Origin of the sequence: Streptomyces violens (assembly GCF_000717745.1) — a bacterium.
Taxonomy (GTDB): domain Bacteria; phylum Actinomycetota; class Actinomycetes; order Streptomycetales; family Streptomycetaceae; genus Streptomyces; species Streptomyces violens.
In genome coordinates this window covers 80,974-104,323 of sequence record NZ_JOBH01000014.1, presented here as the reverse complement: position 1 = coordinate 104,323, position 23,350 = coordinate 80,974, and the positions used below count along the sequence as shown (strand labels likewise).

The window sequence follows — 23,350 nt, the reverse complement described above, 5'->3', positions numbered from 1 at the left end:
CGGGGAACTGCGCGCCCAGCCACACACGGCCCGCAGCCGCAAACTCACAGTCGCCCCGCGGCGGAGCATCCGCGGAGCGCTACCGCCGCCCGGCCAGCGAAGCGGCGAGCCGGGGCGAGGCGAACTCCGTGCCGCAGACGAACCGCATCACCGGGCCGTAACTGGCCGCCGCCGGCAGCCCCGTGAAGTACAGACCCGGCACGGACGACTCGAAACCGGCGCCCAGCCGCGGCCCGCCCGCGCCCACCGCCAGCTCCGTCCGCAGCCCCTGCCCGAGGAAGTCCAGCGCGCCCAGGTCCACCCGGTACCCGGTGGCCGCCAGCACATGATCGGCGGCCAGCTCGCCGTCGTACCCGTCGTCGCCGCGCAGCGACAGCACGGGGCGGCCGTCCTCCACCCGGGCCCGCACGATCCGCCGCCCGGCGCTCACCTGCACCCGGCCCACGAACCGGTCCCGCAGCCACCACGCGCCCAGCGGCCCCAGCACCCGCTTGACCAGGAACTGCCGGGTCGGCGCCGGCAAATAGCGGAAGCCGTCCGCGTGGTACGAGAAGGCGTACAGCGACCAGGCGTTGCCGAACGGCGTCTCGGGGCGCAGCTTCGGCTGCCGGTCCGGCGGCGCGCCGAAGCCGACGGCCTGCCGGCCCCGGGCCACCACCCGCACCGAAGCGCCGGCGTCCGCGAGCAGTACCGCGCTCTCCAGCGCCGACTGCCCGGCGCCCACGACCACGACCTCACGGCCCGCGAAGCCGGACAGGTCGGCGTGCTGGGAGGCGTGCGAGATGGGCCCAGTGGGGGACGGTCCATCCGGTACGGCGTCGGCCAGCTCCGCCGGCACGTGCGCGAAGCCGGTGAGTCCCGTGGCCACGACCACCGCACGGGCGCTGAACTGCTCACCGCTGTCCAGCTTCAGCTCGAAGCCGGACCGCTGCCGGTCGACGGAGACGACCCGGACCTCCTCCAGGTCCGGCACCAGCCGCTGCTGGAACCACTGTCCGTACCGGACGAAGGTCTCCACCGGGATGATGTCCCAGTCGGACTCGTACCGCCGCTCCCCGGCGGCCGCGCAGTAGTCGACGAGCGTGTGGCCGGGCTGCGGGGTGTCGATGCTGGACGCCGCCGGCGTGGACTTCAGCAGCATGCCGGCCGGCATGTGCTCGCTCCAGCTCACCATCGGGCGGCCGAAAGTGCGTACGGGTATGCCGCGTGCGCGGAGATGAGCGGCGGTGGACAGACCGAAGGGGCCTGCGCCGATGACTGCTACCGGAGTGTTCACTCGGGTTTCCCTCCCCAGGGGTGCTGCTGATGCGTCGTACTGCGTACCGGTGCACGGCTCGGGGCCGCGCTGCCCGGAACCGTGCGGTGGAGCGGAGCGCGCCGGCGGGGCGCGGGGCGTCATCGGTCGTGACACCGGCCCGACCGGTCGCGCCACATCTGCCACAGGTGCTTGGCGCCCGGCCGGACGAACCGCGCGAGCATGGTGAAGAACGGCTTCATGTCGTCGGCGGCGAGCCAGGCCAGCTCCGTGCTGGCCGGGCGGTCCGGCACGTGCGGGGTGGTGTAGCCGCTGCGGCGGTACGCCAGCCAGGCGGGCAGGTCGATGTTCTCCACCACGAAGCGGTGCCCCGCCCGCTGCTCGCCCTCCGGCACCGTGCGCCCGGTCAGGTCCAGGTGCTGGGCGCGGACGACGTCGATGCCCGCCTCGTTCTCGAAGAGCCGGAACTGCGCGCCCATCCGCGGGTTGAAGTCCAGCAGCTTGTAGCGCCGGTCGCGGCGGTCGTAGCGCCAGTCCAGGTCGACGATGCCGCTGAAGCCGATGCGCTTGATGAACTGTGCGGTCATCTCGGCGAGTTCGGGGTTGTCCACGACGTACGCGCAGGCCGTCATCCCGGCGTGCGGCGGCCAGGAGCGGACCTTGACCCCGGTGAACATGGTCAGCGCCGCGCTGTCCCCGTCGAAGTACGCGTGCACGATCCAGTCCTCGGCCTCCTCGCGCGGGAGGTACTCCTGGAGGATCACGCCGGGGTGCGGGCCCCAGTCCTTGGCGAGATGCCGGAGGTGGGCGGCGTCCGCGATGCGCGTGGTGCCGTGCACGGCGGGCCGGCTGCGGCGCTGGAACGCCTCCCGGTTCTTGGCGACGACCGGGAAGCGGGCCCGTGCGGCGAAGTCCTCGATGTCCGCCTGGCTCTGCGGGAAGGCCGCCCGGGGGGACGGGATGCCGTGTTCGGTGCACAGCTCGTGCAGGCCCTGTTTGCTGGCGAGTCTGCGGGAGAGCCCGGAGGGGGAGCGCGGGCAGAGGAAGCGGTCGCCCAGGACGTCCACGTGCTCGGCGATCAGTACCGCGGCCTCCTCGTCGGTCGGTATGAGGACCGTCGGCCGGCCGATCCGGCGGCCGATCCGCAGCAGGCCGTCGACCAGCCGCTCCGGGTCCTCACGACCGGTCGTCGGCCAGACGAACCGCCCCTTCAGGTACCGCGACGCCGCGGCGGGCGTGTATCTGTCCTCCGTGATCGCGTACATGGGGACACCCAGCCGTCCCAGGCTGCGAATCGCCCCCACCCCGCCGTGGTGCAGCGGATAATCACCGATCTTCACAATCAGCCCTGGCACGGTCCGGTCGACCGTGAACCGTGTGCTGGCATGAGCCACGTGTCCCCCCTATGGCCACAGCCCCACCCCGGCCGTGCCCCGTCAGGACGCTAGAACTCCCATGGGCGGTCCGCCAATCCATTTCCGGACATTGCTAACTCTTTAGGTACGTCTCGGAAGACCGGTACGGAACGGGTACACGCGGCCCGATGGGCAGGAGGCATCTCACGGTGCAGCTGGGGCTGTTGTCATGCGCGTGACTGCTAGCCTCACGAATCCTGTCCCACAACGGAGGAGACGTACGTGCGCAAGGCAGCGCAGATCGCCGGGGCGGCCGCCGTCGCCGCGCTGTTGCTCAGCGGATGCGGCAGCAGCAGCAAGGGCGGCGGGGAGAGCAAGCCGTCGCAGTCGGCGGACGGCGCCGCCAAGCCCGTGAGCGGCATCGACGGCGCGTGGCAGTCGAAGTCCGCGAACGGCACGGTCACCCTTGCGATCATCGGCGACTCCGCGACCCTGTCCGCGGGCAAGTCCGCCTGCCAGGGCAAGGTCCAGGACATGGGCACCACCATGCTCGCGCTGAAGTGCAGTGACGGCGACGACACCCGTTCGATGGGCGATGTCGAGCAGACCGGCGACAAGCTCACGGTGAGCTGGAAGAACGGGCCCACTGAGGAGTTCACCAAGGTCCAGGGCAAGGTGGAGATCCCCAAGCCCGACCTGCCGACCGGCGCCAACTGAGCGGCTTTCCCGAGGAGATCAACGTGCGTAAGGGCATTCAGTTCGCCGTCGCGGCCGCCGCGGCCGCGGTCCTGCTCGTCGGCTGCAGCAGCAGCGACACGGGCAGTGGCGGCACCGACGGTGGCGCGAAGAAGTCGGAGTCGCCGTCGCCGTCCACGTCGTCGGCCGGCCAGACACCCGGTGGCGACGTCTCCGTGGCGTCCCTGGAGGGCGGCTGGACCACGAACGCGCTGCACGCCGACAAGGGCCTGCTGATCCTGTCCATCTCGAAGCACGAGGCGGTACTGATCGGCAAGAAGTCCTGCGGCGGCAAGGTCGTGGACGGCGAGCCGATCAGGCTCGCGTTCAAGTGCACCGACGGCGACACCGAGCACTCCGCGGGCACGGTGCAGAGCCTCAAGGGCAAGAAGCTCACCGTGCGCTGGACCTCCGGGAAGGAGTCCGTCTTCACCCGGACCGAGGGCACGACCGACCTGCCGTCCATCGACCCCTCGTCGCTGGACGGCTTCCAGCAGAACGGCTGACGTACCCGGCCGTACTGCGTCCGTACGCCGCTGCCCGGCACCCCTCGCGGGAGTGCCGGGCAGCTTCGTGCGTACGGATACCTCGCCGGGTCAGCGGACGAACACGCCCGCCTGCCCCGCCAGGTCCAGGAAGTACTGCGGCGCGACGCCCAGCACGAGCGTCACCACCACGCCGACCGCGATGGCCGTCATGGTCAGCGGGCTGGGCACCGCCACCGTCGGGCCGTCCGCCTTCGGCTCGTTGAAGAACATCAGGACGATCACCCGGATGTAGAAGAACGCGGCGACCGCCGACGAGAGCACACCGATCACGACCAGCCAGCCCGCGCCGCTCTCCGCCGCCGCCTTGAACACGGCGAACTTCCCCGCGAACCCGGAGGTCAGCGGGATACCGGCGAAGGCCAGCAGGAACACCGCGAACACGGCCGCGACCAACGGCGAACGCCGCCCGAGCCCCGCCCACTTGGACAGCTGCGTCGCCTCGCCCCCCGCGTCCCGCACCAGCGTGACCACCGCGAACGCGCCGAGCGTCACGAAGGAGTACGCCAGCAGGTAGAAGAGCACCGACGAGATGCCGTCCTTACTGGTCGCGATCACACCGGCCAGGATGAAGCCCGCGTGCGCGATCGAGGAGTACGCCAGCAGCCGCTTCACATCGGTCTGGGTGAGCGCGATGACCGCACCGGCCAGCATCGTCAGGATCGCCACGCCCCACATCACCGGGCGCCAGTCCCAGCGCAGGCCCGGCAGGGCCACGTACAGCAGGCGCAGCAGCGCGCCGAACGCGGCGACCTTCGTGGCGGCGGCCATGAAGCCGGTCACCGGGGTCGGCGCGCCCTGGTACACGTCCGGGGTCCACATGTGGAACGGCACCGCGCCGACCTTGAACAGCAGCCCCATCACGACCAGCGCGCCGCCGATCAGCAGCAGCGCGTCATTGCCCATGGTGTCGGCCAGCGCCGGGTCGATCTGCTTGGCGCCGTCGCTGACGACCTCGGCGATGCCCGCGTACGTCACCGTGCCCGCGTAGCCGTACAGCAGGGCCACGCCGAAGAGCAGGAACGCCGAGGAGAACGCGCCGAGCAGGAAGTACTTCACCGCCGACTCCTGCGAGAGCAGCCGCTGGCGGCGGGCCAGCGCGCACAGGATGTACAGCGGGAGGGAGAAGACCTCCAGCGCGACGAAGAGGGTCAGCAGGTCATTGGCCGCCGGGAAGACCAGCATGCCGCCGATCGCGAAGAGGGCGAGCGGGAAGACCTCGGTGGTGGTGAACCCCGCCTTGACCGCCGCCTTCTCGGCCTCGCCGCCGGGCACCGCGGCGCCCTGGGCCGCGAAGGAGTCCACCGGGCGGCCGTGCGCCGCGGGGTCGAGCCGGCGCTCGGCGAAGGTGAAGACCGCGATCAGCGAGACCAGCAGGATCGTGCCCTGCAGGAAGAGCGCCGGGCCGTCCACCGCGAGCGCGCCCATCGCGGCGATCTGGGCCTTCGTCGTGCCGAAGCCGCCGGCCGCGAGGCCGATGACCGCGGCGAACGCGGCGGCCAGCGCGACCACGGAGAGCAGCACCTGCGCGTAGTACCGGCCGCGGCGCGGCCAGAACGCCTCGACGATCACGGCCAGCACGGCCGCGCCGAGCACGATCAGGGTCGGCGCCAGCTGTGCGTACTCGATGTGCGGCGCCGGAATCCTGCCGGGGCCGTCCGGGGCCAACGGGGAACCGGCCGCCCCGTCCGCCATCGTCCACAGGGTGTGGACCGCTGCCACGGATGTCACTTCGCGGCCTCCGCATCTCGATCGGAACCGGCCTCAGTGGGCTCGGCGTTGACCCGTACGTCGGGCTTGGGGTCCTGCCTGTCCACGACGGACAGCGTGTGGTCCACCGCCGGGTTGACGATGGAGGTCAGCGGCTTCGGATAGACGCCGAGGAAGAGCAGCAGCGCGATCAGCGGCGCCACCACCACCAGCTCCCGGGCCTTGAGGTCGGGCATGCCCTGCACCTCGGCCTTGACCGGGCCGGTCATCGTGCGCTGGTACAGCACGAGGACGTACAGCGCGGCCAGCACGATGCCCACCGTGGCGATGATGCCGATGACGGGATACCGGCTGAACGTGCCGACCAGGACCAGGAACTCGCTGACGAACGGCGCGAGGCCGGGCAGCGACAGCGTGGCGAGACCGCCGATCAGGAACGTGCCGGCCAGCACCGGCGCGACCTTCTGCACGCCGCCGTAGTCCGCGATGAGGCGCGAGCCGCGGCGGGTGATCAGGAAGCCGGCGACCAGCATCAGCGCGGCGGTGGAGATGCCGTGGTTGACCATGTACAGCGTCGCGCCGCCCTGGCCCTGGCTGGTCATCGCGAAGATGCCCATGATGATGAAGCCGAAGTGGGAGATGGACGCGTACGCGACCAGGCGCTTGATGTCCCGCTGGGCGACCGCGAGCAGCGCGCCGTACAGGATGCTGATCAGCGCCAGCACGAGGATCACCGGCGTGGCCCACTTGCTGGCCTCGGGGAAGAGCTGGAGGCAGAAGCGGAGCATCGCGAACGTGCCGACCTTGTCGACCACCGCGGTGATCAGCACTGCGACCGGCGCCGTGGACTCGCCCATGGCGCCCGGCAGCCAGGTGTGCAGCGGCCACAGCGGCGCCTTCACCGCGAAGGCGAAGAAGAAGCCGAGGAAGAGCAGCCGCTCCGTGCCCGTGCCCATGGTCAGCTCGCCGGCCGCGCGGGCCTGCACGATCTGCTGGAGCGAGAAGGTGCCGGTGCCGAGCTGGTCGGCGGTGACGGCGTACAGGCCGATCACCGCGGCCAGCATGATCAGGCCGCCCGCGAGGTTGTACAGCAGGAACTTCACCGCGGCGGACGAGCGCCGGGCCGCGCTCTCCGTCGCGTCCTGCGTGCCGGCCCGGTCCCCGAAGCCGCCGATGAGGAAGTACATCGGGATGAGCATGGCTTCGAAGAAGATGTAGAAGAGGAAGACGTCGGTGGCCTCGAAGGAGAGGATCACCATCGCCTCGACGGCGAGGATCAGCGCGAAGAGGCCCTGGGTGGGCCGCCAGCGCCGGTTCGAGTTGTCCTGTTCGAGGGCGTCGGCGTCGTGCCAGCCCGCCAGGATCACGAACGGGACCAGCAGGGCGGTCAGCGCGATCAGCGCCACCCCGATGCCGTCCACGCCGAGCTCGTACCGCACGCCGAAGTCGGCGATCCAGGCATGCGACTCGGTGAGCTGGAACGGGCCCTTGGCGCCGGGGTCGAAACGGACCGCGATCACCAGCGCCAGCGCCAGCGTGGCCAGCGAGAAGAGCAGCGCCAGCCACTTGGCGGCGGTGCGCTTCGCGGCGGGCACCGCGGCCGTGGCGACCGCGCCGATCGCCGGGACCGCGGCAGCGGCCGTCAGCAGGGGAAACGACATGGCTCAGACACCCCTCATCAGCAGGGTCGCGAAGACCAGCACCGCGGCGCCGCCCAGCATCTGCAGGGCGTAGGAGCGGACGTAACCGGTCTGCAGGCGGCGCAGCCGGCCGGAGAGACCGCCGACCGACACCGCGGTGCCGTTGACCGCGCCGTCGACGACGGAGTGGTCGATCTGCTCCAGCGCGCGGGTCAGCTGCTCGCCGCCGCGGACCAGTACGACGTGGTTGAAGTCGTCCTGGAGCAGGTCGCGCCGGGCGGCGCGGGTGAGGAACGAGCCGCGCGGCGCGATGGCGGGCACGGGCTTGCGGCCGTACTGGAGCCAGGCGAGGGCGACGCCGAGCAGCAGGACCACGATGGTCGCGGAGGTCACCGCGGCCGCGCTGAGCGGGGAGTGGCCGTGCTCGAAGGCAGTGACCGGCTCCAGCCAGTGCACGAACGCCTCGTTGATGCTGAACAGACCACCGGCGAAGACCGATCCGAACGCCAGCAGGATCATCGGCAGCGTCATGGACTTCGGCGACTCGTGCGGATGCGGTGGTGTGTACTCGCCACGCGTCTCGGCCGCGGGCTCGACGCTCGGCTGGTCCGGCGACGGGGTCGGAGCCTTGCGCCAGCGCTCCTCACCGAAGAAGGTCATCAGCATCACGCGCGTCATGTAGAACGCGGTGATCCCGGCGCCGAGCAGGGCCGCTCCCCCGAGGATCCAGCCCTGCGTGCCGCCCGAGGCGAACGCCGCCTCGATGATCTTGTCCTTGGAGAAGAAGCCGGACAGGCCCGGGAAGCCGATGATGGCGAGATAGCCCAGGCCGAACGTCACGAACGTGATGGGCATGTACTTCCGCAGGCCGCCGTAACGGCGCATGTCCACCTCGTCGTTCATCCCGTGCATCACGGAACCGGCGCCGAGGAAGAGGCCCGCCTTGAAGAAGCCGTGGGTGACCAGGTGCATGATCGCGAAGGCGTACCCGATCGGGCCCAGCCCGGCCGCGAGGATCATGTACCCGATCTGCGACATCGTCGAGCCGGCCAGCGCCTTCTTGATGTCGTCCTTCGCGCAACCGACGATCGCACCGAAGAGGAGCGTCACCGCGCCGACCACGACCACGGCGGTCTGCGCGTCCGGCGCCCCATTGAAGATCGCGCCGGAGCGGGTGATCAGGTAGACCCCCGCGGTGACCATCGTGGCGGCGTGGATCAGGGCCGAGACCGGGGTCGGGCCCTCCATCGCGTCACCCAGCCAGGACTGCAGCGGCACCTGTGCGGACTTGCCGCAGGCGGCCAGCAGCAGCATCAGCCCGATGGCCGTGAGCATGCCCTCGCTCGTCTCGCTCGCCGCGCCCAGCACCGGACCGAACGCGAACGTCCCGAAGGTGGTGAACATCAGCATGATCGCGATGGACAGGCCCATGTCGCCGACCCGGTTGACCAGGAACGCCTTCTTGGCCGCCGTCGCCGCGCTCGGCTTGTGCTGCCAGAACCCGATGAGGAGGTACGAGGCGAGGCCGACGCCCTCCCAGCCGACGTACAGCAGGAGGTAGTTGTCGGCGAGGACGAGCAGCAGCATCGCCGCGAGGAAGAGATTCAGATAGCCGAAGAAGCGGCGGCGCCGCTCGTCGTGCTCCATGTAGCCGATCGAGTAGATGTGGATCAGCGATCCGACACCGGTGATCAGCAGCACGAACGTCATCGACAACTGGTCGAGCTGGAAGGCGACATCGGCTTGGAAGCCGCCCACCGGGATCCAGCTGAAGAGGTGCTGGTGCAGGGCGCGGTCCTCGGCGCCCCGGCCCAGCATGTCCGCGAACAGCACCAGGCCGATGACGAACGACACCACCGCGAGCAGCGTGCCGAGCCAATGGCCCGTACGGTCCAGGCGTTTGCCGCCGCAGAGCAGCACGGCCGCACCGACCAGTGGTGCCCCGACGAGCAGCGCGATCAGAGATTCCACGAGTGCGACCCCTTACAGCTTCATCAGGCTGGCGTCGTCGACCGAGGCCGTATGGCGGGTACGGAAGATCGTCACGATGATCGCCAGGCCGACCACGACCTCGGCCGCGGCGACGACCATCGTGAAGAACGCGATGATCTGGCCGTCCAGATTTCCGTGCAGCCGCGAGAAGGCCACGAAGGCGAGATTGCAGGCGTTCAGCATCAGCTCGACGCACATGAAGAGCACGATGGCGTTCCGCCGGATCAGCACCCCGGCCGCGCCGATGGTGAAGAGCAGCGCCGCCAGATAGAGGTAGTTGATCGGATTCATCGCGTGGCCTCCTCGCCGCGCTCCCGCGCCTGCTCGCCGCGCGCCGGGTCTTCACCGCGCTCCAGCCACTCCGAGGAGCGCCGCTCCAGCGCCGCCAGCTCCGCCAGCGACTCCCCCGACACGTCCCGGATCTGGCCGCGCTTGCGCAGGGTCGGATTGACGGTGAGCTCGGAGGGGGTGCCGTCGGGCAGCAGACCGGGCACGTCGACCGCGTTGTGGCGGGCGTACACACCGGGCGCGGGCAGCGGCACGACCTGGGTGCCTTCCCGTACTCGCTGCTCGGCCAGCTCGCGCTGGGTCTTGGCGCGCTCGGTGCGCTCCTTGTGCGTGAGGACCATCGCGCCGACCGCCGCGGTGATCAGCAGCGCGCCGGTGAGCTCGAAGGCGAAGACGTACTTGGTGAAGATGAGGGCCGCCAGGCCCTGGACGTTGCCCCCGGCGTTGGCTTCGCCGAGGCCGTTGAAGTGCGTCACCGAGGCGTTGCCGAGGCCGGCGATCAGCAGGATGCCGAAGCCGAGCCCGGCGGCGGCCGCCAGCCAGCGCTGGCCCTTGAGCGTCTCCTTGAGGGAGTCCGCTGCCGTGACGCCGACCAGCATGACCACGAAGAGGAAGAGCATCATGATCGCGCCGGTGTAGACGACGATCTGGACGATGCCGAGGAAGTACGCGCCGTTGGCAAGGTAGAAGACCGCCAGGATGATCATGGTGCCGGCGAGCGAGAGCGCGCTGTGCACCGCCCGCCTCATCAGGACCGTGGCCAGCGCGCCGATCACGGCGACCGTGCCGAGGACCCAGAACTGCACCGCCTCGCCCATGGAGGTCGCGGCGGCCGCGGCCAGTACTGCGCTGCTCATGCCTCCACCCCCGTCCCCGCCGGGCGTTCGGCCGTGGGCGCCGGGGTCTCGGGCGTCCCGGCCGGACCCTCGTCCGGCCGCTCGCCCTTGCTGACCGCTACCTGCCGCTCCGTACCCGGCGCGGCCTCGGTCACCAGACCGCTGTAGTAGTCCTTCTCCGTCATGCCGGGGAAGATCGCGTGCGGGCTGTCGACCATGCCCTCCTCCAGGCCCGCGAGCAGCTCCTCCTTGGTGTAGATGAGGGACTCGCGGGTGCGGTCGGCGAGCTCGTACTCGTTCGTCATGGTGAGCGCCCGAGTGGGGCACGCCTCGACGCACAGGCCGCAGAGGATGCAGCGGAGGTAGTTGATCTGGTAGACGCGGCCGTACCGCTCGCCGGGCGAGTAGCGCTCCTCGTCCGTGTTGTCCGCGCCCTCCACATAGATGGCGTCGGCCGGGCAGGCCCAGGCGCAGAGCTCGCAGCCCACGCACTTCTCCAGGCCGTCCGGATGGCGGTTGAGCTGGTGCCGGCCGTGGAAACGAGGCGCGGTCGGCTTCTTCTCCTCCGGGTACTGCTCGGTGAGCCGCTTCTTGAACATGGCCTTAAAGGTCACGCCGAAGCCGGCCACCGGATTCTGGAAATCAGACACCGTTGTCCCCCTTTCCCTTCTCGTCACTGTCAGTATTGACCCCACCACTGACAATCAGCTCTCGATCTTGATGGCGCGGCCGCCTCCGTGGCACCGGCGGCAGCGTCTGACCGGGTAGCGGCGGTACGGGGAAGCCGCCGGCCATCGGATCGAAGGGCTCCTCGGCGGCCGACGGCTCCTCCTTCTCGCTCTTGCGGAAGAAGTCCGCGACGAAGGAGATCAGCAGCAGGGCGACCGCGGCGCCGCCGACGTACAGCACGATCCGCTGGAAGTCGTAGCCCTCGTTCCGCAGCGCCCGCACCGTCGCGACCAGCATCAGCCAGACCATCGAGACCGGGATGAGGACCTTCCAGCCCAGCTTCATGAACTGGTCGTAGCGGACGCGGGGGAGCGTGCCGCGCAGCCAGATGAAGAAGAAGAGCAGCAGCTGGATCTTGATGGTGAACCAGAGCAGCGGCCACCAGCCGTGGTTCGCGCCCTCCCAGAAGGTGCTGATCGGCCAGGGGGCGCGCCAGCCGCCGAGGAAGAGGGTGATCGCGACCGCCGAGACGGTGACCATGTTGACGTACTCGGCGAGCATGAACATCGCGAACTTGATGGAGGAGTACTCCGTGTTGAAGCCGCCGACCAGGTCGCCCTCGGACTCCGGCATGTCGAACGGCGCACGGTTGGTCTCACCGACCATCGCCACGATGTAGATCAGGAAGGAGACCGGCAACAGCGCGACGTACCAGGTGCTCTGCTGTCCGTCGACGATCGCCGAGGTGGACATCGAGCCGGAGTAGAGGAACACCGACGCGAAGGCCATGCCCATCGCGATCTCGTAACTGATCATCTGGGCGCACGAGCGGAGCCCGCCGAGCAGCGGATACGTCGAGCCCGAGGACCAGCCCGCGAGCACGATGCCGTAGATGCCGACCGAGGCCGTGGCGAGGATGTAGAGGACTGCGATCGGCAGGTCCGTCAGCTGCATCGTCGTGCGCTGGCCGAAGATCGAGATCTCGTTGTTCGCCGGACCGAACGGGATGACGGCGAACGCCATGAAGGCGGGGATGGCCGCGACGACCGGGGCGAGGATGTACACCGCCTTGTCCGCCCGCTTGACGACCACGTCCTCCTTCAGCATCAGCTTGATGCCGTCGGCGAGGGACTGGAGCATGCCCCAGGGGCCGTGCCGGTTGGGCCCGATGCGCAGCTGCATCCAGGCGACGACCTTGCGCTCCCAGACGATCGAGAAGAGCACGGTCAGCATCAGGAACGCGAAGCAGAAGACCGCCTTGATGACCACCAGCCACCACGGGTCGCGCCCGAAGACGCTCAGGTCCTCGGCGGCCAGCGCGATCCGGTCCGCGCCGAGCGCCAGCTGTTCCGCGGCGAGACTCATCATTCCGCCACCTCCGTGCCGTCCGCCGGGGCCGCCGGGCCCGCGGTCTTCGCGGCGACCGTCACCAGGTCACCGGGGTTCGCTCCGGTGTCGTACGGGACGCCGCCGCCCCGGGAGTTGAGCGGCAGCCACACCACCCGGTCGGGCATCTCGCTGACCTGGAGGGGGAAGGTCACCGCGCCGCGCGGCCCGGTGACCTGTACTTCCGCGCCGTCCTTCAGGCCCGCCTCGGCTGCGGTGGCGGCGGACATCCGGGCCACCGCGGCGTGCCGGGTGCCGGCCAGCGCCGCGTCACCCTCCTGCATCCGCCCCTGGTCCAGCAGCAGCCGGTGCCCGGCGAGCACCGCCTCGCCCGCGCCGGGCCGGGGCAGCGCCCGCGCCTCGGTGCCGGCGAGCACGTCACCGGTGGCGCGCTGCCCGTCCCAGCCGCCGAGCCGGTCCAGCTCCGCCCGTACGGCGCGCACGTCCGGCAGCGCCAGACCCGGTACCGAGTCGTCCGCCACGGAGATCGCGTCCGCGAGCATGTGCAGCACCCGGGCATCGGGGAGCAGGTGGCGACGGGTCATCTGGTCCGGCTTGAGCGCGGCCTCGAAGAGCCGTGCCCGGCCTTCCCAGTTGAGGAACGTGCCCGCCTTCTCCACCACGGCGGCCACCGGCAGCACCACGTCGGCCCGCCGCGTGACCTCGCTCGGCCGCTGCTCCAGGCTGACCAGGAAGCCGACCGCGTCCAGCGCCTCGGCCGCGCGCCGCGGGTCGGGCAGGTCCTCGACCCCGACCCCGGCCACCACCAGGGCGTTCAGCTCGCCGGTGGCCGAGGCCTCCAGGATCTGGCCGGTGTCCCGGCCGTGCCGGTGCGGCAGCGCGGCCACGCCCCAGGCGCGGGCGACCTCGTCGCGGGCGCGCGGGTCCGTCGCGGGCCGGCCGCCGGGCAGCAGCCCGGGGAGCGCGCCCGCTTCGACGGCGCCCCGCTCGCCCGCCCGGCGCGGGATCCATACGAGCCGCGCACCGGTGGCCGAAGCGGCGCGTACCGCAGCGGTGAGCGCCCCCGGTACCGCGGCCAGCCGCTCGCCGACGACGATCACCGAGCCCTCGGCCCGCAGCGCCTCCGCCGCGGCCCGGCCCTCACCTTCGAGCCCGACCCCGCCGGCCAGCGCGTCCAGCCACTCCGTCTCCGTACCGGGCGCCGCGGGCAGCAGCGTGCCGCCCGCCTTGATGAGTCCCCGGGTGGCGTACGAAGCGAGCCCGAACGTCCGCTGGCGGTTCTTGCGGTGCGCCTTGCGCAGCCTCAGGAAGACGCCGGGCGCCTCCTCCTCGGCCTCGATGCCCACCAGCAGCACGGCCGGCGCGGCCTCCAGCGAGCGGTACGTGACTCCCTGTCCGTTCAGGTCCCGGCCGTGCCCCGCGACCTGCGCCGCGAGGAAGCCGGCCTCCTCCGCGCTGTGCACGCGGGCCCGGAAGTCGATGTCGTTCGTGTCCAGGACGGTGCGCGCGAACTTGGCGTACGCGTAGGAGTCCTCGACCGTGAGGCGGCCGCCGGTCAGCACGCCGGCCCGGCCGCGCGCCGCGGCGAGCCCGCGGGCCGCCGCCTCCAGCGCCTCCGGCCAGCTCGCCGGGGTCAGCTCACCCGAGGACGCGTCCCGGACGAGCGGCGTCTCCAGCCGGTCGGGCAGCTGCCCGTACCGGAAGGCGAACCGCCCCTTGTCGCAGATCCACTCCTCGTTGACCTCGGGGTCGTCCGCCGCGAGCCGCCGCATGACCTTGCCGCGCCGGTGGTCCGTACGCGTCGCGCAGCCGCCCGCGCAGTGCTCGCACACGGACGGCGAGGAGACCAGGTCGAAGGGGCGGGAGCGGAAGCGGTACGCCGCCGAGGTCAGCGCGCCGACCGGGCAGATCTGGATGGTGTTCCCGGAGAAGTACGACTCGAACGGGTCGCCCTCACCGGTGCCGACCTGCTGCAGCGCGCCGCGCTCCAGCAGCTCGATCATCGGGTCGCCGGCGACCTGGTTGGAGAAGCGGGTGCAGCGGGCGCACAGTACGCAGCGCTCGCGGTCCAGCAGCACCTGCTGGGAGATCGGCACCGGCTTCTGGAACGTGCGCTTCTTGCCCTCGAAGCGGGAGTCGGCCTGCCCCGCAGACATGGCCTGGTTCTGCAGCGGGCACTCGCCGCCCTTGTCGCAGACCGGGCAGTCCAGCGGATGGTTGATCAGCAGCAGCTCCATCACGCCGCGCTGCGCCTTCTCGGCGACCGGCGAGGTGAGCTGGGACTTCACGACCATGCCGTCGGTGCAGGTGATCGTGCAGGACGCCATGGGCTTGCGCTGGCCCTCGACCTCGACGATGCACTGGCGGCAGGCGCCGGCCGGGTCCAGCAGCGGATGGTCGCAGAAGCGCGGGATCTCGATGCCGAGCATCTCGGCGGCCCGGATGACCAGGGTCCCCTTGGGCACGCTGATCTCGATGCCGTCGATGGTCAGCGACACGAGATCTTCGGGCGGGACCGCCGCCTCGCCGTCCCCGGAGGGCGCGTTGTTAGTGGTCACTGTCATGCGTTCACCTCCAGGTGCTTGTCGGCCCAAGCGGTGGACTTGGCCGGGTCGAAGGGGCAGCCCTTGCCGGTGACGTGCTGCTCGTACTCCGCGCGGAAGTACTTGAGCGAGGAGAAGATCGGCGAGGCGGCGCCGTCACCGAGGGCGCAGAAGGACTTGCCGTTGATGTTGTCGGCGATGTCGTTCAGCTTGTCGAGGTCCGTCATGCGGCCCTTGCCCGCCTCGATGTCCCGCAGCAGCTGGACGAGCCAGTACGTGCCCTCGCGGCACGGCGTGCACTTGCCGCAGGACTCGTGCGCGTAGAACTCGGTCCAGCGCGTCACCGCCCGTACGACGCAGGTCGTCTCGTCGAAGCACTGGAGGGCCTTGGTGCCGAGCATCGAGCCGGCCGCGCCGACGCCCTCGTAGTCCAGCGGGACGTCCAGGTGTTCGTCGGTGAACATCGGCGTGGACGAGCCGCCGGGGGTCCAGAACTTCAGCCGGTGGCCGGGGCGGATGCCGCCGCTCATGTCGAGCAGCTGGCGCAGCGTGATGCCCAACGGGGCCTCGTACTGGCCGGGGTTGGTGACATGGCCGCTGAGCGAGTAGAGCGTGAAGCCCGGGGACTTCTCGCTGCCCATCGAGCGGAACCACTCCTTGCCCCGGTTCATGATGGCGGGAACCGACGCGATGGACTCGACGTTGTTCACGACAGTGGGGCAGGCGTACAGGCCGGCCACCGCGGGGAAAGGGGGACGCAGCCGGGGCTGTCCGCGCCGGCCTTCGAGGGAGTCCAGCAGCGCGGTCTCCTCGCCGCAGATGTACGCGCCCGCGCCCGCGTGCACGGTGAGTTCCAGATCGAGCCCGGACCCCAGCACGTTCTTGCCGAGGTAGCCCGCCGCGTACGCCTCGCGTACGGCCTCGTGCAGGCGCCGCAGTACGGGCACGGTCTCGCCGCGCAGATAGATGAACGCGTGCTCCGACCGGATCGCGTGGCACGCGATGACGATGCCTTCAATGAGCGCATGCGGGTTCGCGAAGAGGAGCGGGATGTCCTTGCAGGTCCCGGGCTCCGACTCGTCGGCGTTGACAACAAGATAGTGCGGCTTGCCGTCCCCCTGGGGGATGAACTGCCACTTCATGCCCGTCGGGAAGCCGGCGCCGCCGCGGCCGCGCAGCCCCGCGTCCTTGACGTACGCGATGACGTCGTCCGGGGCCATGGCCAGGGCCTTGCGCGCGCCCTCGTAGCCGTCGTGCCGCCGGTAGGTCTCCAGGGTCCAGGAGTTCGGCTGGTCCCAGAAGGCCGACAGGACGGGAGTGAGCAGCTTCTCGGGGCTGGTCTCGCCGCCGGCCTCCGGCTGGGAGGCGCCACCGTATTCCGTGGACACCGTCATCACTCTCCCTCCTCAGCAGCAGGTCCCGACGGGTGCGCCGGGTCGGAGGCCGAGGTGTTGCGGGGCGCGTCGTGCGAGCTCGGGTGGGTGGCCGGAGCCTCGCCGGACGCGCGCCCGGAAGATGCCTCGTCCGTCGGATGCGCACCGTCGCGCGGGGCGACGACATGGTCCGTGCCGCCCGGCAGCTCCTCGCCCTTGGCCAGCCGGAGCCCGGCGAGCGAGGCGGCCCCCGCACCGCCGGTCGCCTCGACGGCGCCCTCCCGGCGGTCGGGGAAGCCGGCCAGGATGCGGGCCGTGTCCTTGTACGTGCACAGGGGCGCGCCCCGGGTGGGGGCGACGGGGCGTCCGGCCCGCAGGTCGTCCACCAGCTGCTTCGCGCTCTCCGGCGTCTGGTTGTCGAAGAACTCCCAGTTGACCATCACGACGGGCGCGTAGTCGCAGGCGGCGTTGCACTCGATGTGTTCGAGGGTGACCTTGCCGTCGGCGGTGGTCTCGTCGTTGCCGACGCCGAGGTGTTCCTTCAGCTCGTCGAAGATCGCGTCGCCGCCCATGACGGCGCAGAGGGTGTTGGTGCACACCCCGACCTGGTAGTCGCCGCTCGGCTTGCGGCGGTACATCGTGTAGAAGGTCGAGACGGCCGTGACCTCGGCGGTGGTGAGGTCCAGCATCTCCGCGCAGAAGCGGATGCCGGTGCGGGTGACGTGGCCTTCCTCGGACTGGACGAGGTGCAGCAGCGGCAGCAGGGCCGAGCGCGCGCCGGGGTAGCGGGCGATCACCTCCTTCGCGTCCGCTTCGAGCCGGGCCCGTACGTCGGCCGGGTAATCGGGGGCGGGGAGCTGCGGCATCCCCAGGCTCACCTCTTGCTCGGCGGGTGTGGCTGTCACCGGTCGACGCCTCCCATCACGGGGTCGATGGACGCGACGGCGACGATGACGTCGGCGACCTGGCCGCCTTCGCACATGGCCGCCATGGCCTGCAGATTGGTGAAGGAGGGGTCGCGGAAGTGGACGCGGTAGGGGCGGGTGCCGCCGTCGCTGACCGCGTGCACGCCCAGTTCGCCCTTGGGGGACTCGACGGCCACGTACGCCTGGCCGGGTGGGACCCGGAAGCCCTCCGTCACCAGCTTGAAGTGGTGGATCAGGGCCTCCATGGAGGTGCCCATGATCTTCTTGATGTGGTCCAGGGAGTTGCCGAGGCCGTCCGGGCCGAGCGCGAGCTGCGCGGGCCAGGCGATCTTCTTGTCTCCGACCATGACCGGGCCCGGCTCCAGCCGGTCCAGGCACTGCTCGACGATCCGCAGGGACTGCCGCATCTCCTCCAGGCGGAGCAGGAAGCGGCCGTAGGCGTCGCAGGTGTCGGTGGTCGGGACCTCGAAGTCGTAGGTCTCGTAGCCGCAGTAGGGGTCCGACTTGCGCAGATCGTGCGGGAGTCCGGCGGAGCGCAGGACCGGCCCGGTGGCGCCGGTGGCCAGACAGCCGGCCAGGTCCAAGTAGCCGATGCCCTGCATACGGCCCTTGAAGACCGGGTTGCCGGTGGCGAGCTTGTCGTACTCGGTGAGGTTCTTGCGCATCTTCTTCACGAAGGCGCGTACCTGGTCGACGGCGCCGGGCGGCAGGTCCTGGGCGAGCCCGCCGGGCCGGACGAACGCGTGGTTCATGCGCAGGCCGGTGATCAGCTCGTAGATGTCCAGGACCAGTTCGCGGTCGCGGAAGCCGTAGATCATGATCGTGGTGGCGCCGAGCTCCATGCCGCCGGTGGCGATGCACACCAGGTGGGAGGAGAGCCGGTTCAGCTCCATCAGCAGCACGCGGATGATCGTGGCCCGGTCCGGGATGTCGTCCTGGATGCCGAGCAGCTTCTCCACGGCCAGGCAGTACGCCGTCTCGTTGAAGAACGGCGTCAGGTAGTCCATCCGCGTGACGAAGGTCGTGCCCTGGGTCCAGGTCCGGTATTCGAGGTTCTTCTCGATACCGGTGTGGAGGTAGCCGATGCCGCAGCGGGCCTCGGTGACGGTCTCGCCGTCGATCTCCAGGATGAGCCGGAGCACGCCGTGCGTGGAGGGGTGCTGCGGGCCCATGTTGACGACGATGCGCTCGTCGTCGGTCTTGGCAGCGGCCTCGACGACCTCGTCCCAGTCGCCACCGGTCACCGTGTAGACGGTGCCTTCCGTGGTCTCGCGGGGAGTCGCGTGGGAAGTGGACGAAGTGGACATCAGCTGTACGACCTCCGCTGGTCGGGAGCCGGGATCTGGGCGCCCTTGTACTCGACGGGGATGCCGCCGAGCGGGTAGTCCTTGCGCTGCGGGAAGCCCTGCCAGTCGTCCGGCATCATGATCCGGGTGAGCGCCGGGTGGCCGTCGAAGATCAGGCCGAAGAAGTCGTAGACCTCGCGCTCGTGCCAGTCGTTGGTCGGATAGACGCTGACGACCGAGGGGATGTGCGGGTCGCCGTCGGGCGCGGAGACCTCCAGCCGGATCAGCCGGGTGTGGGTGATCGACCGCAGGTGGTAGACGGCGTGCAGCTCGCGGCCCTTGTCGCCGGGGAAGTGCACGGCGCTGACGCCGGTGCACAGTTCGAAGCGGAGGGCCGGGTCGTCGCGGAGCGTCTTCGCGACCACCGGGAGGTACTCCCGCTCGATGTGGAAGGTCAGCTCGCCGCGGTCGACGACCGTCTTCTCGATGACGTTCTCGGGGACGAGGCCCTGCTCCTCCAGCGCGCCCTCGAGCTCGTCCGCGACCTCGTCGAACCAGCCCCCGTACGGCCGGGAGGTGGCGCCGGGCAGCCGTACGGTCCGTACGAGACCGCCGTACCCCGAGGTGTCGCCGCCGTTGTTGGCGCCGAACATGCCGCGGCGGACGCCGATGACCTCGCCCTGGTCGCCGCGCTGCCCGGGGAGGTTCTGGGCGTTGAGGTCCTTGTCCGGGTTGACCCCGTTGGCCCCCGTACCGTGCGTGCTCTTGTCCGGGTCGCTCACCGCAGCAGCCCCTTCAGCTCGATCGTCGGGAGTGCCTTGAGCGCCGCCTCCTCCGCCTCGCGGGCCGCCTCCTCGGCGTTGACCCCGAGCTTGGAGCCCTGGATCTTCTCGTGGAGCTTGAGGATGGCGTCCATCAGCATTTCGGGGCGGGGCGGGCATCCCGGGAGATAGATGTCGACCGGGACGATGTGGTCCACGCCCTGCACGATCGCGTAGTTGTTGAACATTCCGCCCGTGGAGGCGCAGACACCCATGGAGATGACCCATTTCGGGTTCGGCATCTGGTCGTAGACCTGGCGCAGGACGGGTGCCATCTTCTGGCTGACCCGGCCGGCCACGATCATCAGGTCGGCCTGCCGGGGCGAGCCGCGGAAGACCTCCATGCCGAAGCGCGCCAGGTCGTAGCGGCCGGCGCCGGTGGTCATCATCTCGATGGCGCAGCACGCGAGCCCGAACGTCGCCGGGAAGACCGATGACTTGCGCACCCAGCCCGCGGCCTGTTCGACGGTGCTCAGCAGAAAGCCGCTGGGCAGCTTCTCTTCAAGTCCCATTGGGTGACCCCTAGTCCCATTCCAGGCCGCCGCGGCGCCAGACGTAGGCGTAGGCGACGAAGACGGTGAGCGCGAAGAGCAGCATCTCGACGAGCCCGAACAGCCCCAGGGCGTCGAAGGTGACGGCCCAGGGGTAGAGGAAGACGATCTCGATGTCGAAGACGATGAAGAGCATCGCCGTCAGGTAGTACTTGATCGGAAAGCGACCGCCGCCTGAAGGCTGTGGGGTCGGCTCGATCCCGCACTCGTACGCCTCGAGCTTGGCCCGGTTGTAGCGCCTGGGTCCGACGAGCGTGGCCATGACGACAGAGAAGATCGCAAAGCCTGCCCCGAGGGCTCCCAGTACGAGGATGGGCGCATAGGCGTTCACCGTCCTCGCTCCCTTCAGTCGACGATGACTGGTTGGCGGTCCGGCCCCGGGCCCGTTCACTCCTCGACGGATCTCGACAGAGATCACGGCTATGTGAGGCAGTTCACAAGCCCTGGCCGCCTGCATCCTATGCCCGTGAGTCTGTGATCTGCGACACGGGGTGCGACAACGCCTTTGTGATCTCCACCACCTGACGAAGGATCATGAAGTCAGATCGGCGGCGATCTTCGCACCGGAAGCGCCCGAGTGATCACTTGAAGTGATCAAAGCAGCGGTTGCCGCTGGTCAAAAGGATGCCCCCTCTATCAAGAGCTACGCTCCGCAAGCAAATTGGCGTTGGACACGGTCAACTGCTAGCGCGCGCCCACCCGTCCGCGTGACCTAGTCGTGACCCCGTCGTGATCGCCGGTACGTGCATCGCTTCACGAGCGCGCATCACGAGGACATAACGGTCACTCAGGAGTGAGCTATCCCACGCGTTTCACACTTCTAAAACCTTGACGGTGGGGCAGCCTTGGCGTGTCGGTTGCGAAGGTGGTAAGTGCCGTGCTGGGGCGCATCGAGCGGTAAATGCCGTGCGCAGGAACATGATCACGAAATTCGGACACCCCCTCGGCCGACACGCCGCTGGCCGATTGGTCCGGTTTGTTCACCGTGTACGCGTCAAAAGTGGTGCACACCACCTTTGTTGGCAGCAACCTGGGGCTCCTGATAGCCGTGGTGCCATGTCCCCGAACGCACTCATACCCAGCCACCGGAAGCCCCGCCGCTCCGCGACTTCGCGAGCCGTGCGCGCAGGGTTCACCGGTGGCATCCTCACGCTGGCGGTGACCGGTACCGCCGTCCCCGCGAACGCCACCGGTGAGAAGCCGGCCTCCGAAACGCAGGAGCTGCCGACCATCAGCGCCGAGCTCGCGACGTCCGTGGCGAAGACCGCGGACACCACCCAGCAGGTGGCGGACCAGTACGAGCTGCAGGCAGCGCAGGACACGGTCTTCTCCAAGGCCGAGAAGGCCGCGCAGAAGGCCAAGGACAAGGCCGTCGAGGCCAAGCGCAAGGCCGAGGCGGAGAAGCGGGCCGCCGCGGCCCGCAAGGCCAAGGAGGCCGAGCAGGCCCGCGCTTCGCGCTCCGCGGACCGTGGCCCCCTCCTCTCCGCCTCCGCCTCGGTCGACACCGGATCCCTCTCCGGCTCCACCGCCACTCTGGTGGACTTCCTCAAGGCCCAGGTCGGCAAGGCGTACGTGAGCGGCGCGACCGGCCCGTCCGCGTACGACTGCTCCGGCCTCACCCAGGCCGCGTTCCGGCAGATCGGCATCGACCTGCCGCGTGTCTCCCAGGACCAGTCCACCGCCGGCACCCAGGTGGGCCTGGACAACCTCCAGGTGGGCGACATCCTCTACTGGGGCAGCGCGGGCAGCGCGTACCACGTCGGCGTCTACATCGGCGACGGCCAGTTCATCGGCGCGCAGAACTCCAGCACCGGCGTGGTGCAGCGCGACATGAGCTACGACCAGCCGACGGGCGCCGTGCGCGTCCGCTGAGGACCCCCTCCCGAGGCCACAGGCACCACGAAGGGCCGTCGTCCCCCCGCTCGGGACGACGGCCCTTTCGCCGTACTTCGAGGCTTTCGCCCGTTCAGGTGTGCACTACTGGCGCGGCTTGACCTCGGCCATCTCGCCCCAGCCGGTGCCCTCGGTCTCGACGTTGATGATTTCCGGGGTGCTCGCGACGAGGCCGGACATCAGCTCGATGGCCTCCTTGAAGTGGTCGGACTGCACGTGCGCCACGCCCGCCTCCTGGCCCGCGAAGGCCTCCAGCAGCACGAACTGGTTCGGGTCGTCCACGCTCCGGGACCACTCGAAGAAGATGTTGCCCGGCTCGGCGCGGGTGGCGAGCGTGAAGGGCTCGGTCAGCGACAGCCACTGGTCGCTCTTCTCGGGCCGGACGGTGAACTTCACAGCGATGAAAATCATGCGACCACTGTGCGCCGCGGGCGGCCGCGCCGCGAGCCGGCGGGGCCGCCATTCCACCGATGCCGGAAAAACCGGTGCCGGAGAACCCGTGCGGTACCGGACTCAGGCCCCGGCCGCCGCCCTGGTCAGTACGGACGCCAGCTCGCCCCGGCGCGCCGGGTAGTCGGCGGTCGGCAGGGACACCGACAGCGCGCGGACGGAGCCGTCGGGGCCCTCGCCCGGGAGGCGGACGGCGAGACAGGTGTGGGCCGGGTCGGTCTCACCGACCGATACGGCGAGCCCCTCCCGGCGCACCCGCACCAGCTCCGCCTCGAAGCGCTCGGGCGAGGTGATCGTACGGTCCGTCAGCCGGGGCAGGCCGTGCGCGTCGAGGTAGCGGCGGCGCGCGGGCCGGTTCAGCGCGGCGAGCAGCACCTTGCCGTGCGCGGTGGCGTGCGCGCCGTGGTCGGGCCCCACCGCGAACGGCCCGCCGGCCGCCGACACCGGCAGCGTGCTGTCGACGACCGCGATCCGCCCCTGCCCCACCGCACTGAGGTACGCGTGCGTCCCGGTGGCCCGCCGTACGTGCCGCAGCAGCTCGCGCGCGTCCTCCTCGATACCGGTCTGCCGCTGGAAAGCCCGGTACAGCGCGGGCACCTGGGGCCCCAGGACGTATCCGCCGCCCGAACGCATGAGATGCCCGCGCGCGGTCAGCGGTCCCAGCAGGTTGTAGACCGTGGACAGTGAACAGCCCAGCCGCCGGGCCAGCGCCTTGGCCGGCACCGGACCCGCCGCCCCGGCCACCGCGTCGAGCACGTCCAGCGCCCGGTCGACGGAGAGCGGTCCGCCCCCGGCATGGGACGCGCCCGCGGAGTGAGGTCCGTTGGCGGGTGCGGCGGACATGGTCCCTCCGGGCGTCTCGGTCGGCAGCTGCTGCCCTTCCAGGATCCCTCACCGCGGCCAGAGCGTGCTCTGCCGGTTGGCCTCCCGGACCTTCGCCCTCAGCTCCGCCCGGCGGTCGTCCTCCCCCTGTACCTCGTCCGCCCGCTCCGCCGACTCGGGACGCTCGGCCCCCTCGTCCCGTTCATCCCGTTCACCCCCCTTCCTTCCGTCGCTCATGGCGTCCCCCCTCGCAACCGGCGCCGTGCCCTCGCCATCCTCATGGTTCACGCTCCGTGTTCCACTCGGCGCTGTG

The 23,350-nt window shown here is 70.3% G+C and carries 22 protein-coding genes; 3 read left to right on the top strand and 19 right to left on the bottom strand.

The window, feature by feature from the left end:
• Positions 1-79: 79 nt before the first annotated feature.
• Together IF04_RS0125845 and IF04_RS0125840 are read right to left on the bottom strand one after the other, a co-directional pair.
• Positions 80-1,276, bottom strand: a complete 1,197-nt coding sequence (locus tag IF04_RS0125845) for an NAD(P)-binding domain-containing protein (protein WP_037960722.1) — start codon at positions 1,274-1,276, stop codon at positions 80-82.
• A gap of 119 nt (positions 1,277-1,395) precedes the next feature.
• The gene (locus IF04_RS0125840) at positions 1,396-2,610 is read right to left on the bottom strand and encodes a carboxylate--amine ligase (protein ID WP_245654509.1); all 1,215 of its coding nucleotides are present in this window, start codon (positions 2,608-2,610) and stop codon (positions 1,396-1,398) included.
• Positions 2,611-2,892: 282 nt separating this feature from the next.
• Here IF04_RS0125840 and IF04_RS0125835 point away from each other — a divergent pair, with 282 nt between their 5' ends.
• Together IF04_RS0125835 and IF04_RS0125830 are read left to right on the top strand one after the other, a co-directional pair.
• A complete protein-coding gene (locus IF04_RS0125835; RefSeq protein ID WP_030262634.1) occupies positions 2,893-3,327 on the top strand; it encodes a hypothetical protein in 435 nt (144 codons plus the stop codon).
• A gap of 23 nt (positions 3,328-3,350) precedes the next feature.
• Positions 3,351-3,851 (top strand): hypothetical protein, encoded by a 501-nt coding sequence (locus tag IF04_RS0125830; protein ID WP_051831576.1) that lies wholly within the window; start codon positions 3,351-3,353, stop codon positions 3,849-3,851.
• Positions 3,852-3,941: 90 nt separating this feature from the next.
• Here the strand turns inward: IF04_RS0125830 and nuoN are convergent, their stop codons facing one another.
• From nuoN to IF04_RS0125760, 14 genes are read right to left on the bottom strand one after another with little or no spacing between them, the layout of a single operon-like run.
• The gene (gene nuoN, locus IF04_RS0125825; protein ID WP_030262628.1) at positions 3,942-5,621 is read right to left on the bottom strand and encodes an NADH-quinone oxidoreductase subunit NuoN; all 1,680 of its coding nucleotides are present in this window, start codon (positions 5,619-5,621) and stop codon (positions 3,942-3,944) included.
• Positions 5,618-7,261 (bottom strand): NADH-quinone oxidoreductase subunit M, encoded by a 1,644-nt coding sequence (locus tag IF04_RS0125820; RefSeq protein ID WP_030262624.1) that lies wholly within the window; start codon positions 7,259-7,261, stop codon positions 5,618-5,620. Before IF04_RS0125820 ends, nuoN begins: the two co-directional genes overlap by 4 nt.
• A 3-nt stretch (positions 7,262-7,264) precedes the next feature.
• Complete coding sequence (nuoL, locus tag IF04_RS0125815) at positions 7,265-9,211, bottom strand: NADH-quinone oxidoreductase subunit L (RefSeq protein WP_030262621.1); 1,947 nt, start codon at positions 9,209-9,211, stop codon at positions 7,265-7,267.
• Positions 9,212-9,223: 12 nt separating this feature from the next.
• The gene (gene nuoK / locus IF04_RS0125810; protein ID WP_030262617.1) at positions 9,224-9,523 is read right to left on the bottom strand and encodes an NADH-quinone oxidoreductase subunit NuoK; all 300 of its coding nucleotides are present in this window, start codon (positions 9,521-9,523) and stop codon (positions 9,224-9,226) included.
• Entirely contained in the window at positions 9,520-10,377 is an 858-nt protein-coding gene (locus tag IF04_RS0125805; protein WP_030262614.1) for an NADH-quinone oxidoreductase subunit J, read from the bottom strand. Before IF04_RS0125805 ends, nuoK begins: the two co-directional genes overlap by 4 nt.
• Entirely contained in the window at positions 10,374-11,006 is a 633-nt protein-coding gene (gene nuoI / locus IF04_RS0125800; protein WP_030262610.1) for an NADH-quinone oxidoreductase subunit NuoI, read from the bottom strand. Before nuoI ends, IF04_RS0125805 begins: the two co-directional genes overlap by 4 nt.
• Positions 10,999-12,390, bottom strand: coding sequence for an NADH-quinone oxidoreductase subunit NuoH (gene nuoH, locus IF04_RS0125795; RefSeq protein ID WP_051831585.1), 1,392 nt, complete (start codon positions 12,388-12,390; stop codon positions 10,999-11,001). Before nuoH ends, nuoI begins: the two co-directional genes overlap by 8 nt.
• Positions 12,390-14,936 (bottom strand): NADH-quinone oxidoreductase subunit G, encoded by a 2,547-nt coding sequence (locus tag IF04_RS0125790; RefSeq protein WP_030262603.1) that lies wholly within the window; start codon positions 14,934-14,936, stop codon positions 12,390-12,392. Before IF04_RS0125790 ends, nuoH begins: the two co-directional genes overlap by 1 nt.
• Positions 14,933-16,309, bottom strand: a complete 1,377-nt coding sequence (gene nuoF / locus IF04_RS0125785) for an NADH-quinone oxidoreductase subunit NuoF (protein ID WP_030262600.1) — start codon at positions 16,307-16,309, stop codon at positions 14,933-14,935. The genes IF04_RS0125790 and nuoF overlap by 4 nt, the downstream gene beginning before the upstream one ends.
• On the bottom strand, positions 16,309-17,154 hold the full coding sequence (nuoE, locus tag IF04_RS0125780) for an NADH-quinone oxidoreductase subunit NuoE (RefSeq protein WP_030262597.1): 846 nt from the start codon (positions 17,152-17,154) through the stop codon (positions 16,309-16,311). The genes nuoF and nuoE overlap by 1 nt, the downstream gene beginning before the upstream one ends.
• Before the next feature lie 35 nt (positions 17,155-17,189).
• Positions 17,190-18,521, bottom strand: coding sequence for an NADH-quinone oxidoreductase subunit D (locus IF04_RS0125775; RefSeq protein ID WP_030262593.1), 1,332 nt, complete (start codon positions 18,519-18,521; stop codon positions 17,190-17,192).
• Entirely contained in the window at positions 18,521-19,282 is a 762-nt protein-coding gene (locus tag IF04_RS0125770; protein ID WP_030262588.1) for an NADH-quinone oxidoreductase subunit C, read from the bottom strand. Before IF04_RS0125770 ends, IF04_RS0125775 begins: the two co-directional genes overlap by 1 nt.
• Positions 19,279-19,833 carry a NuoB/complex I 20 kDa subunit family protein gene (locus IF04_RS0125765; RefSeq protein ID WP_030262584.1) on the bottom strand — a complete coding sequence of 185 codons (555 nt, stop codon included), beginning with the start codon at positions 19,831-19,833 and terminating at the stop codon, positions 19,279-19,281. The genes IF04_RS0125770 and IF04_RS0125765 overlap by 4 nt, the downstream gene beginning before the upstream one ends.
• Positions 19,834-19,843: 10 nt before the next feature.
• Entirely contained in the window at positions 19,844-20,203 is a 360-nt protein-coding gene (locus IF04_RS0125760; RefSeq protein ID WP_030262580.1) for an NADH-quinone oxidoreductase subunit A, read from the bottom strand.
• Positions 20,204-20,928: 725 nt separating this feature from the next.
• Here IF04_RS0125760 and IF04_RS0125755 point away from each other — a divergent pair.
• Positions 20,929-21,744, top strand: a complete 816-nt coding sequence (locus tag IF04_RS0125755) for a C40 family peptidase (protein WP_030262576.1) — start codon at positions 20,929-20,931, stop codon at positions 21,742-21,744.
• A gap of 105 nt (positions 21,745-21,849) precedes the next feature.
• Here the strand turns inward: IF04_RS0125755 and IF04_RS0125750 are convergent, their stop codons facing one another.
• From IF04_RS0125750 to IF04_RS0125740, 3 genes are all read right to left on the bottom strand, one after another.
• Positions 21,850-22,176: a putative quinol monooxygenase gene (locus IF04_RS0125750; protein ID WP_030262574.1), complete on the bottom strand. Its 327-nt coding sequence runs from the start codon at positions 22,174-22,176 to the stop codon at positions 21,850-21,852.
• A gap of 102 nt (positions 22,177-22,278) precedes the next feature.
• On the bottom strand, positions 22,279-23,058 hold the full coding sequence (locus IF04_RS0125745; protein WP_030262571.1) for an IclR family transcriptional regulator: 780 nt from the start codon (positions 23,056-23,058) through the stop codon (positions 22,279-22,281).
• A gap of 48 nt (positions 23,059-23,106) precedes the next feature.
• Positions 23,107-23,274: a hypothetical protein gene (locus IF04_RS0125740; protein ID WP_157847705.1), complete on the bottom strand. Its 168-nt coding sequence runs from the start codon at positions 23,272-23,274 to the stop codon at positions 23,107-23,109.
• Positions 23,275-23,350: the final 76 nt, after the last annotated feature.